The organism is Pseudoalteromonas shioyasakiensis, from assembly GCA_013391845.1.
GTDB classification, from domain to species: domain Bacteria; phylum Pseudomonadota; class Gammaproteobacteria; order Enterobacterales; family Alteromonadaceae; genus Pseudoalteromonas; species Pseudoalteromonas apostichopi.
Genome location: CP058414.1, coordinates 460,564 through 472,580, shown reverse-complemented (window position 1 = coordinate 472,580; position 12,017 = coordinate 460,564). Strand labels below are relative to the sequence as shown.

Annotated in this window: 10 protein-coding genes; 6 read left to right on the top strand and 4 right to left on the bottom strand. The window is 42.3% G+C overall.

Features of this window, described 5'->3' with window-relative positions:
- Nucleotides 1–141 precede the first annotated feature (141 nt).
- Together HYD28_02110 and HYD28_02105 are read right to left on the bottom strand one after the other, a co-directional pair.
- Nucleotides 142–1,533, bottom strand: coding sequence for a 5-methyltetrahydrofolate--homocysteine methyltransferase (locus HYD28_02110; protein QLE07865.1), 1,392 nt, complete (start codon nucleotides 1,531–1,533; stop codon nucleotides 142–144).
- Between the two features lie 58 nt (nucleotides 1,534–1,591).
- Entirely contained in the window at nucleotides 1,592–4,018 is a 2,427-nt protein-coding gene (locus tag HYD28_02105; GenBank protein ID QLE07864.1) for a TonB-dependent receptor, read from the bottom strand.
- A 139-nt stretch (nucleotides 4,019–4,157) separates the two neighbouring features.
- Between HYD28_02105 and HYD28_02100 the strand changes: the two genes are divergently transcribed.
- The 3 genes from HYD28_02100 to HYD28_02090 all read left to right on the top strand — a co-directional run bounded on the left by HYD28_02100 (nucleotide 4,158) and on the right by HYD28_02090 (nucleotide 5,572).
- The gene (locus HYD28_02100) at nucleotides 4,158–4,661 is read left to right on the top strand and encodes a DUF2796 domain-containing protein (protein ID QLE07863.1); all 504 of its coding nucleotides are present in this window, start codon (nucleotides 4,158–4,160) and stop codon (nucleotides 4,659–4,661) included.
- Nucleotides 4,658–5,125: a transcriptional repressor gene (locus HYD28_02095; GenBank protein ID QLE07862.1), complete on the top strand. Its 468-nt coding sequence runs from the start codon at nucleotides 4,658–4,660 to the stop codon at nucleotides 5,123–5,125. Before HYD28_02100 ends, HYD28_02095 begins: the two co-directional genes overlap by 4 nt.
- A gap of 63 nt (nucleotides 5,126–5,188) precedes the next feature.
- Complete coding sequence (locus HYD28_02090; GenBank protein ID QLE10462.1) at nucleotides 5,189–5,572, top strand: MerC domain-containing protein; 384 nt, start codon at nucleotides 5,189–5,191, stop codon at nucleotides 5,570–5,572.
- A gap of 60 nt (nucleotides 5,573–5,632) precedes the next feature.
- Here the strand turns inward: HYD28_02090 and HYD28_02085 are convergent, their stop codons facing one another.
- Both HYD28_02085 and HYD28_02080 read right to left on the bottom strand, forming a co-directional pair.
- On the bottom strand, nucleotides 5,633–5,878 hold the full coding sequence (locus HYD28_02085) for a DUF3297 family protein (protein QLE07861.1): 246 nt from the start codon (nucleotides 5,876–5,878) through the stop codon (nucleotides 5,633–5,635).
- 85 nt (nucleotides 5,879–5,963) lie between these two features.
- The gene (locus tag HYD28_02080) at nucleotides 5,964–6,428 is read right to left on the bottom strand and encodes a TonB family protein (protein ID QLE07860.1); all 465 of its coding nucleotides are present in this window, start codon (nucleotides 6,426–6,428) and stop codon (nucleotides 5,964–5,966) included.
- A gap of 181 nt (nucleotides 6,429–6,609) precedes the next feature.
- Here HYD28_02080 and HYD28_02075 point away from each other — a divergent pair, with 181 nt between their 5' ends.
- The 3 genes from HYD28_02075 to tkt all read left to right on the top strand — a co-directional run bounded on the left by HYD28_02075 (nucleotide 6,610) and on the right by tkt (nucleotide 11,948).
- Complete coding sequence (locus HYD28_02075; protein QLE07859.1) at nucleotides 6,610–8,694, top strand: TonB-dependent siderophore receptor; 2,085 nt, start codon at nucleotides 6,610–6,612, stop codon at nucleotides 8,692–8,694.
- Nucleotides 8,684–9,829 (top strand): DUF1624 domain-containing protein, encoded by a 1,146-nt coding sequence (locus tag HYD28_02070; GenBank protein ID QLE07858.1) that lies wholly within the window; start codon nucleotides 8,684–8,686, stop codon nucleotides 9,827–9,829. The genes HYD28_02075 and HYD28_02070 overlap by 11 nt, the downstream gene beginning before the upstream one ends.
- A gap of 118 nt (nucleotides 9,830–9,947) precedes the next feature.
- Nucleotides 9,948–11,948 carry a transketolase gene (gene tkt / locus HYD28_02065; protein QLE07857.1) on the top strand — a complete coding sequence of 667 codons (2,001 nt, stop codon included), beginning with the start codon at nucleotides 9,948–9,950 and terminating at the stop codon, nucleotides 11,946–11,948.
- Nucleotides 11,949–12,017: the final 69 nt, after the last annotated feature.

Genomic DNA, 12,017 nt, shown 5'->3' with positions numbered 1-12,017 from the left:
TTGGGAACTGTTACATCATAACCATTAAGGCTTAAATAGCGATGCAGTTGCGATGAAAGGTCTGTTACAAAATATGAATAAAAAAGGTTGGCAGTAAATGCCAACCTTTGCGAGCTATGTCATACCATAAAACATAACTTCTTAGTGGTCGTGATCATCACTTTCTTCTGCGATACCTAACCAAGTGATGGCGCTTGGTGCAAAGGTCAATTCAAGATCACCTTCAATTTCAAGGTCTTCGATATGTACTTTTAGTACGTGCTGAGCAATCGGGTCAGCAACGTAAGCAAACTCGCTATTTTGTGATACAGTCATGCTAAAGTTCATGCCTTCTGGCATCGTTGTTATGTCTTCTTCAGTAATATCTACTTTACCTGCAAGCTCCCAGTGCATGTGGCCGTCGTGCTCATGGGCTGCAAGCACGTTTAAAAAGCCTAAGCTATCAAGAACCAAAAAGTGCTCACCGCTTCCTGAGAATGAGTAAGAAACAGCGCTTGCGCCTTCATCAAGTTGCCACTCTAGGGCTTCCATTTCAGCTTCGCTCGGATTGATGCTCACAAAAACTGCGGCTCCGCCACCATGACCAGATGCAACACCAATAAAGCTGTTGCTTGATTCATGACCATATAAAGTACCGATTCTTAAATCGCCAACCGCTTCAATATTTGCGATTTTTTCTGCATGGTATTCATCGTCATGCTGGTGTGTTACCAGAACACCGTCGCCACAACCAAATGCTACATAATCATGGTTTTGCGCTGCACCGTGTAAATCAGGGCAGGTAACTTCAATTGTTTGTTCAAGCTCATATTCACCATCATGTAGATGGAAAACACCAATTTGATCCGGCAGGATTTTCGCATTAGAAGTGCTTTCGCTATCAGCGCGTCGCAAGGTTGCAATTAGGTGCTCACCTCGAGGTTCTGCAACACCATGCATATTGATTTCGTACTGAATACCCGTAAGTGTTGTTGTTTCGTTTGCAATGTCGTTATCGGTTAATACTTCTACTGAGGCAACGGTACCTGTATCGGCATTACCATCGTAAAACACGGCCATTTGGCCATCATGTTTAACGATGTGAGTAGGGCGGCTGCCGGTTGTTAGCTCATAGTTACTAAATGCTGGGCCTTGTTTATAGTCATGTAAATGGTCGCCATGATTTTCGCGCCATAAACCGCTATCAATAAAGCCTAAGTAATCTTGGCTGCGGTTAGCAATAACTGCATAACGGTAGTTTGGTGAAACATTTAGTGAGCTTGAATCATGGATAAGCGAAAACGTTTCTAGTAATGAGTCGTCATCTAAATCAAAGATATTCGCTTCGTTGCTATTTGCTGCTAAAACCGCTAAACGACCCATTGAGTCAATGGCATAACCGTCATCATGATCGTGATCATGGCCATCACCACTGTCGTCAGGAACCTCGATAGGGTCTTTCTCAACAATATTTGTTTCTGCGTCACCACATGCGGTGATCAGGGTGCTACTAATTGCCAGTGCCAATAGTTTTAATCTAAATAAGTGTGTCATGTAGGTTTCCTTTATTTGTAATTATGTTTTAGAAGTAGCCGCTATTTGTAATTATGTTTTAGAAGTAGCCGCGAACACCAAGCGCAAAACTGCGCCCAGGACGTGGTGCAATATTTTTTAAGAATGAGCTATGAACGCGAGCTTCTGTGTCCGTTAAGTTTGTGCCTTTTAAATACAGCGATAGGTCTTGGTTCAGTACCGATAAGTCATAAGAGATGCTGGCATCAACGAGGGTGTAGCCGTCAGTTGTGGTTTCTTCATGCGCTATGCGGTCTTGTTCTTGGTAGCGTGTAACGTGAATATTTGCCGTTAGATTCTCTGTTTGATAGCTAAACTCGGTACCAAAACGCAGTGGTGGAGTACGCGGTAAATCTCCACCGTCTTTTAGGCGAGCACGTACATAATCTGAGAATAAATCGACTTTTAATTCGTCGGTTAGCTGCCAAGCAACTTGCGCTTCAAAACCATGTAAAACAACATCGTCTGTTTTAAATAAATAAACGGGTAGTTCAGATGAATGATCGTGCTCATCTTCGAGGTTATGTTCGTCACCATGGTCGTGGTCATGACCGCTTTCAGCGTAAAAACCTGTGTTGATCTGGTAATAATAGTTATCTACTTGGTTGTAAAATGCATTGAAGATAAAACCAACATCACCCTCGGTTTTACGAAATGTAAGGTCGATATTATTTGCAGTTTCTAAATCAATAGCTTCTTGTGAAAGCTCAAAATGACCGTCATGAGTATCGAAAAGCGCACCGACTTCATAGGTTGCTGTGCCTATGTGTGGGCCGAAAGATAACAGCTCAGAAGCAGACGGAGCTCGCTCAGAACGCGATACCGATAAACCAAGGTTATAACCCGGAGTAAAATCCCATACCACCCCTGTTGATAAACTCACCGGTGTGAACTCTTGGGCAACATCAAATACACGTGTGTAGTTTGATTCTTCGTGTTCATGTTCGTGGTCATGGTCGTGCTCATCGCCTTCTTCATCATGAGCATGGGCGTCAATTTCTGGTAACAGCACATTGTTAGCATCAATAGTGACTCGCTCAACACGGCCACCTAATTGCACTAAAAAATCACCAAAATGCTTTTCTTCCATAATTGCAAAGGCAATACTTTCAGTAACAGAAGGGGGGGTGAAGGCTTCAGAGCCTTGTGCTTCAACATCACTTTTTTTGTAATGAAAGCTAACGCCACCATTCCACTCATCAAATTGGCTATGCAGAATGTCAACGCGAAGCTCATTGGTTTCGTTTTTGAAGATTGTGCCTACTGCACCGTGTTCGATTTCAGCGTGTTCGTAGTCTGTGTGGCCAGCACGTAAGTTAATTTTGCTTAGCCATTCACTGTCGATATTGTATTCACCAAGTAGCTGGATTTTGGTTTGCTCGAGGTCTGCAAAAACGGCTTCTTCTTCGCTGTGCACCTCTTCGTGGTCATGTTCTTCATGCTCTTCTTCACCATGTGTATGGCCAGGAATACCGTATTGGCGGTTAAACTGCTCAACCGCAACGCCAACGTAACCTTGCTCAAATAAGTAGCTAGTGCCTACAGTAAAGCCATCTGAGTCTTCATTACTGTTTTCTACTACGTACTTTGAGCTGCGCTCGGTGTCGTCAATATCGGCAGCTACAGGTACTTCGTAATCGTCTGATTCACGCCAGAATGCATCAGCATAAAAGGCAAACGACTCTGTTCCTGTAGTAGCATTAAACGAAGCAATTTTTTGCTCATCTACAGAGTTATGTTCTAGGTTCCACTCGCCACGTGTAGTGCTGTCAGTTGGCACTCTGCTATCAACCACGTTGACGACACCACCAATTGCGCCGCTGCCATAAAAAAGAGTTGCTGGGCCACGTAAAACTTCAATTTGCTGCGCCGTTGATGCTTCAGATGCAACTGAGTGATCAGGACCAACACGTGACACATCACTCACATCTAGGCCATTTTGCGTTATTAAAACACGTGGTCCGCTTAAACCACGGATCACAGGGGTACTGGCAACCTTGGCATGGAAGTTTGTGTTAACGCCGGGTAGTTTTTCAAGGCTATCACCAAGCGTTGATGCTTGTTGGCGTCTTAATTGCTCGCCAGATAACACACTAACTGGTGAAGCAGATTCCATTGCCGACATATGAATCGGTGTTGCTTCAATATCAATAACTTCAATGGGTGAACGTTTTAGATTAAAAGTTGTAGTGTGGTCTTGGTCATTGGCAAGTGTGATATCTCGGTGCAAGTGAGCGTAACCTGGGGCTGAAATATGCAGCTCTTTTAAGCCGTTATTTAAGCCGCTGATTTCAAACTCACCTTTGTCATTAGTTGTTACTTTTTGATCTGAGCCTTCAAGGTCAACTGTTGCATTAGCAACTGCTTTACCTTGGTTATTTAAAACAACGCCTTTGATTGATTGCGCCAAGACACTGGCTGGTAATAATGCTGCTATGACGACAGCGACTCTTGAGATGTTATTCATTATGCATCACTCTTTGGTATGTTATAACGTATCAATTGTGCTTTAATTGTTATAATGTATCAAGTATGAATCGACGAATGAGTTTTATTCTTTTTTGTAACAGTATGCTTAAAGAGAGGTAAATGGAGTGATTGTGGTTATGAAAGCAGCAAAATTGGTAGTGATATGCTTGATGGTTGGATGTATTTTTTCAGCTCAAGGGCATCAACACCATCATCATTCACATGGTGAGGGAGTGCTTTTTGTGGTTCATGACCAAGGTAAGTGGCAAGTTAAGTTAATTTTGCCGGCTGGAGATATTTTTGGCTTTGAGCATCAGCCTGAAACCGCTGAGCAAAAGCAAATTATCAAACAAACATTAGCCCAGTTAGCAAATTCAGAGCAGTTAGTGACATTTAACGGCGAATGTAAGCTTATTCATGCAAATTTTGAAAACCCATTTGAGCATCACTCTCATCATTCACATCAAGACCTTGAAGTTGAATACTCGTTTAGTTGTGATAAACCGGTCTCTAAAGTCACTGTTACTTTGTTTGCATGGGCTGAAGCGATATCTGTTATAGAAGCGCAGTGGATTACAGAGCAAGCGCAAGGGATAGCCGAGCTTACAGCAACAAAACCTTATATTGAGTGGCCGCTATGAATAAACAGCGATTAACCAGCACACTTAATAAAGCAAAGCAGGTTTGCCTTGAACATGGCCGAAAATTCACCATTCAGCGCAAGCAAATACTGCAAATATTACTAACCACAGACGTACCGCTATCGGCCTACGAGTTGGCCAGTTGTTATAAGCTGCGCACAAGCTCGAGTGTATCTGTCATGTCTGTTTATCGAATCTTGAGCTTTTTAGAATCGGTAAACCTTGTTCGCAGGCTTAATAGTGCTAACAAATATATCGCTTACGGTACCGACAGTGAGGTTTTTAAGCGTGAGATTTCTTTGTTTTTGATTTGCCGTCATTGCCAAAAAGTAGAGACTTTAGCGGTTTCACAGAGTGATGTTGCAAAGCTTTTCCCTCATTTTGATGATGCAGGTTTTACCTCACAAACAAAGCAATTTGAAATGATGGGTGTATGCAATGAGTGCCAAGCAAAAATTGCTTGACGCGTTTTTAATAATTCATGTGTTCAATTTTATAGGAATTATTCAGTGAAATTACAAGAAAAGATGGACAAATTTGCCATAGGGTTATCAGCTATGTGTGCTATTCACTGCTTAGCTGTGCCTGTGTTATTGGTTTTATTACCAAGTGCTGCAGCATTGGGTTTAGGTAACGAACAGTTTCATTTTTGGATGTTGGTTGCGGTACTGCCAAGTAGCTTATTAGCACTGTTTTTAGGCTGTAAAAAACATAAGCGTTACCGATTATTGATGCTAGGCGGTGCAGGGCTGGTGTTGTTGTCTGCGGCAGTGCTGCTTGGCGAAAATATTATTGGTGAGGCGGGAGAAAAAATACTTACTTTATTGGGCTCGCTATTTGTCGTCATTGGGCATTGGTTTAACTTTCGCTTGTGCGGAAAAAAACGAGGGAATGAGTGCCTTAGTTCGTAGAGATATAAACTTGTTGGCCAAGCATTGATTGGCCAACAAGCTCATTCAGTAATAACTGAATTACTTGTAGAAGACTTCTACAGACCCTTTTACTTTTAATAGTAAAGGTTGGCCACGGCGATCAAGCGCTTTTGGAGAAGCGACTTTGATCCAGCCTTCGCTGATATTATATTCTTCAACGTCAAAACGCTCTTTGCCGTTAAGTTTTACACCAATTTCATGTTCGAAAACTTCTTCCACATAAAATTTACTACGTGGGTTGATAGAAAGTTGGTTTGGTAATTCTGGTTTTTGTGTATCAGTCATAGTTGCGATCTGCATTGAATAAATTGTGCGCCATTGTAGGCAATAGCTGGCATTGGCTCAAGTATCTGCATGGCAAATTTATTGTTTACTCGCAGGCTTGTTCTGAATGTTCGACGCACATGGCAACGGCTTCACTCTTTTTGTCGAAGTCGTGTGTTAAGCAGTAGTCAAAACGCATGGTTAACTCAATCACTTGTTCGCCCTTACGCTCTGGCCAATGCCAGTCTCTCACTATTTGTCTTGCTGCCTTTCTAACATCTTTACTAAAGCGCTTAGGTGCTGAATTTTCTATATTTAGATTTTTCACATCGCCTTGTGGTGTTACCTGAAAGTTGACAATTGCGCAGCCACTGCCTTGTCGATTCAACAGCCCTGTCGGGTATTGTACATGAGACATTGGTGGGAGTCGTTGCCAGCTAGGCTTATCCGTAGTGGTATCGAGTACCTGTGCTTGAATATCAACAAATGGAAATTTACGTGATAAGTCAGGGTTTGCGAATGAGCTGATTGATGCGCATGTAAGCGTTAATGCTAAAAGTGATTTATACATAGTTTTCCTTAACTTGTTTGTTTTTTGGTCATTTATTAATACTAATGATGAACTTGTATTATGTAAACAATAAAAAGATAGTAAAAATTCGGTACTAAATGATTTGTTATACTATATCAGCTTGGTTGTTTGTGTTATTTTATAACAAAACGTTTTCCCTTAATCTCTACAATTAGACCTTATGAAGTACTCAACTCTTAGTTTAGCCTTAGCTGCGGCATTTGCAGCAAATACACATGCAGCTGATAACAGCGATATGGAAACGATCACTATCGAGCATAAACAAGCGTTTCGTGGTGATATTCCAACAAAAGATTTACCGCAATCGATCACCACATTAAGTAAAGACATGATGACTGATAACGGTATCACTAAGTTTCGCGATGCACTCGATTTTTCTGCCAGTATTAGTCGTAAAAATAATGGCGGTGCGTTATGGGACAGCTACTCTATTCGTGGCTTGTCGGGTAACGAAAATATGCCATCTGGCTATTTAGTTAACGGCTTTAGTGGTGGTCGCGGTTTTGCAGGTCCGCGTGATGTATCAAACATTGAATATATTGAAGTGTTAAAAGGGCCGGGCTCAGCACTCTATGGTCGCTCAGAGCCGGGTGGTACAATTAACATCATCACTAAAAAACCGCAGTTTTATCAGCAAGGCCAACTTCAAGCCGAATTTGGCAGTGATGACCACAAGCGTATTCAAGGTGATTACACCAATGGTCTGACCGATGATTTAGCATTTAGAATCAACGGTGCATGGCAAGATAGCGACAGCTTTAGAGACTATGTACATCACGACAAATTCGTCATTACGCCTTCTCTTTATTACCAGATTAACGACAAGTCATCGCTTACTTATGAATTTGAATATGTTGACCAACAGCAAATGTATGATCGCGGTATTGTGGTACTTAATGATGATTTTGATACCGTTCCTGAGTCACGCTTTTTAGGTAACCCAATTGATGCGCCAACTAAAGTTCACTCTAGAGGCCATCAGATTAATTATAATTATGATTTTAATAGTCAGTGGTCATTACTAGCAGGGGCTAACTATCGTTCAGCAACCCTGACAGGAGAATCATCTGATGCTGAACTATCGCCATCTCGCCAATCTTTGTTTGATGATGGTAGAACGTTAACTCGTCAACATCGTTACCGTGATTATGAGTCTGAAGATACCTCTGTACGCTTTGAATTAAGTGGTCATTTTGATTTTGCAGGTATTACGAACCATGTACTCGTTGGTGCTGATGCGTATGATTATGAATTACGCACGGGGTTATATCGCTATCGTGGTGGTAATGGTACCTACACTATTGATATCTATGAGCCAGATTACAGCACTGGCAAAGGCCCTGAAATGGGCATGCAATACGAGAATAAAGAAGAGCAAAATGCTTATGGTATCTATTTGCAAGACCAGCTTGATTTAACCGATAACCTAAAAGTGATGCTAGGTCTGCGTTTTGATGAAATTGAGCAAGACATCTTTGAAACTAAGTCAGGTGTTGCTTCTAACAGTAAAGAAAATCGCATTAGCCCACGTTTGGGTGTGGTTTACGCTCTTAATGACGATATTAACTTTTACTCAAGCTACTCAGAAGGCTTTTTACCACTTAGCGGCACCGACGCAGAAGGTAAGCCATTCGGTTTTGAAGAAAGCGACTCGTTTGAAGTCGGTGTTAAATTTAGCTATGCCAATATCAGCGGCACGCTTGCTTACTTTGATGCAAGCAAGAGCAATATGCTGGTGGCAGACCCAGTCAATGTGGGTTATTCAACGCCAGTAGGTAAAGCAAATAGTACAGGTTTTGAGTTAGATTTAACGGGTTCATTGGGTGACAATACCGAGTACAACCTGTCTTATGCCTATGTAGATGCCGAGACAGCAACAGACAGTTTAAATGTTGACTGGTTAGTACCAATTCCGAAAGGCAGCCCACTTGTTAACGTACCAAAAAATAACCTTTCAATTGGTTTAAACCATGACTTAAGTGTATTTGCACAAGAAATAAAGATTGGTGGTCATTACCAATATGTGTCTGACCGTTTAGGCGACCCTGCTGATTTGACTTTTCGTCTGCCGAGCTATCAAACCGTTGGTTTATTTGCTAAATGGCGAGCGACTGAACGTACAACGGTATCATTAAATGTTGATAATGTGTTTGATGAAGAGTACATCGCAAGCTCATACAATGCATTGTGGGCCTACCCGGGTGCTCCTACGCAATTTAAACTTGGCGTGAGTTATGACTTCTGAGCACGTTAAAAGCCGTATTCACAGTATCGACATCATGCGTGGTGTCGTTATTTTGCTGATGTTACTTGATCATGTGCGAGAGCGCTTTTTCTTGCACATGCAGGTGGCTGACCCTATGGTGGTTGATACGACATCGCCGGGGCTTTTTTGGAGTCGCTTTGCTGCACACTTTTGTGCGCCGACCTTTATCTTTTTAACCGGTTTATCGGCGTGGCTTTATAGTCACCCAGCAAGTGGTGTAGCGCGCTCTGCACGAAGTTTTTTAATAAAGCGAGGGCTATTTTTAATCGCGCTAGAAGTAACCCTCATTTGTTTTTCGTGGATGGGTTACTACCACACCATTTGGCTACAAGTGATGTGGGCGATTGGCCTTTGTATGCTGGTGTTAGCATTATTGATTAAGCTGCCACGTAATCTATTGCTGGTACTTGGCTTAGTTATTGTATTTGGTCATAACTTACTGACCCCAATTAGCTTTACTCCTGATGAGTTTGGATATTCGCTATGGACGATTTTGCATGACCGAGGCTATCTATCACAAGGTGGTTTAATCGACGTAAAAATTAGCTACCCAGTGCTGCCTTGGATTGGCGTGATCTTACTGGGTTACTGTGCAGGTCCTTTATATGCGCACACTCAATCGGCGGATTCGCGTAAACGAGCATTGCTGTTGTTAGCGCTGTTATGTGTGGGATTATTTACTGTGCTGCGTGGTTTTAATATTTATGGTGAAACCCTGCCTTGGCAAACGTTTAGCACCGCAACCGAAACTATGATGTCGGTGTTTAACGTGACTAAGTACCCTCCATCACTAAGCTTCTTGCTTATCACTTTAGCAGGCATGTTTGTTGGTTTATGGTTCTTTGAAAGGCCGCTTAATCGCTTTACCAATGCACTACGTGTATATGGATCTGTGCCTATGTTCTTTTATATTTTACACCTCTATGTGCTTTTAATTATGTATCAAATTGGTATGTTGATATGGGGTGCAAATCAAGGACAGTATTTGGGAGTAAGTGATATATCCGGTATTTGGTTTATTACTTTACTGTTGGCAATAGGGCTTTATTGGCCAACCAAGAAGTTTAGTGAATATAAACGTAAGGCTAATAAGCCTTGGTTAAAGTATTTATAACTAACAATAAATAGACAGCTAGCTCTCCTAGTACGGGGGCTGGCGGTTTATTAAGTTGCTATTTGGGTGAGTTTTTGCGATATTAATTATATTATAATATTAACAGGAAGCTAATTAGATGACTCTGCCTAGTTCTCAATCTGCAAATGCTATTCGCATACTTGCTGTCGATGCCGTTCAACAAGCTAACTCTGGCCACCCAGGTGCGCCTATGGGTATGGCTGATATTGCAGCTGTATTGTGGCAAAACTTTCACCGTCATAATCCACTAAATCCAGATTGGTCTAACCGTGACCGCTTTGTGTTATCAAATGGCCATGGTTCAATGCTTCAATATGCATTGTTACACCTAAGCGGTTACGACGTAAGCATCGAAGATATTAAGCAATTCCGTCAGCTTCATTCTAAAACACCGGGTCACCCAGAATATGGTTACACACCAGGTGTTGAGACAACTACAGGTCCATTAGGTTCAGGTATTGCTAACGCGGTTGGTATGGCCATCGCTGAAAAAACCTTAGCAGCGCAATTTAATAAGCCACAGTTTGATATTGTTGATCACTTCACTTACTGCTTTATGGGTGATGGTTGTTTAATGGAAGGTATCTCGCACGAAGCATGTTCGCTGGCAGGTACATTAGGTCTTGGCAAGCTAATCGCATTCTGGGATGACAATGGCATCTCTATCGATGGTGAAGTAGAAGGTTGGTTCACTGACGATACACCTGCACGTTTTGAATCTTACGGTTGGCAAGTTATTCGTGATGTTGATGGTCACGATATGCATGCGATTGCTGGTGCAATCGAAGCGGCACAAAGCAACACCACGCAACCAACACTAATCTGTTGTAAAACAGTGATAGGTTTTGGCTCGCCAAATAAATCAGGTAGCCACGACTGTCACGGCGCACCACTTGGTCACGACGAAATTGCCGCAGTACGTGAACAGCTAAACTGGCCACACCCAGCATTTGAAGTTCCACAAGAGGTTTATAACGAGTGGAATAATCAAGCGAAAGGACAAGAGCTTGAAGGTGCATGGCAGCAAAAGTTTGCAGCTTATAGCAAAGCACATCCTGAACTTGCAAAAGAATATACTCGTCGTGTCTTGGAAAAAGCATTACCAGCTAACTTTGCTGAATTAGCTGATGAGTACATTGCTAAATGCCAAGCTGACATGCAAAACATTGCGACACGTAAAGCATCACAAAATGCGATCACTTTCTTTGCTAACCAGCTTCCTGAACTAATGGGTGGCTCTGCTGACCTTGCAGGTTCTAACTTGACCTTATGGCCAGAAGCAAAAGGCTTACAAGATGCAGCTGATGGTAACTACGTATTCTATGGCGTACGTGAGTTTGGTATGAGCGCAATCATGAATGGTATTGCATTACATGGTGGCTTTATCCCATTTGGCGCAACCTTCTTAATGTTTATGGAATACGCACGTAATGCAGTACGCATGGCAGCATTAATGAAAGCACAGAGCATTTTTGTGTATACCCATGACTCAATCGGTCAAGGTGAAGATGGTCCAACTCACCAACCAATCGAGCAAATCGCTAACCTTCGCATGACACCAAATATGACTGCATGGCGTCCATGTGATGAAACTGAAACAGCGGTAGCTTGGCGCCAAGCGTTATTAAAAGAAACCGGCCCAAGTTCACTGATCTTCAGCCGTCAGGGTACAAAAGCAATGGCTCGTGATGCACAGCAAGTTGCTGACATTGCAAAAGGGGGTTATGTACTTGTTGATAGCGAACAAGCTGCAGAGCTTATTCTTATTGCAACGGGTTCTGAGGTTGAACTAGCTGTGAATGCCGCTGCTGAATTAACAGCACAAGGCAAGCAAGTTCGCGTGGTATCTATGCCATCAACGAATCAGTTTGACAGCCAAGACAAAGCATACCGTCAAAGCGTGCTACCAACTGGTACACCAAAGATTGCTGTTGAAGCTGCGCACCGTGACTTCTGGTTTAAGTATGTTGGCCAAGATGGTGATGTACTAGGCATGGATACATTTGGTGAGTCAGCGCCTGGTGCCGTATTGCTTGAGCATTTTGGTTTCACAGTGGCAAACCTAGTTGCAAAAGCAAACGCATTACTTGCTGAATAATGTGACAGGCGAAAAAATTATCGTAATCGCAACACGATAAGCCTGCTTTTACTAAAAGGCAGGCAATAA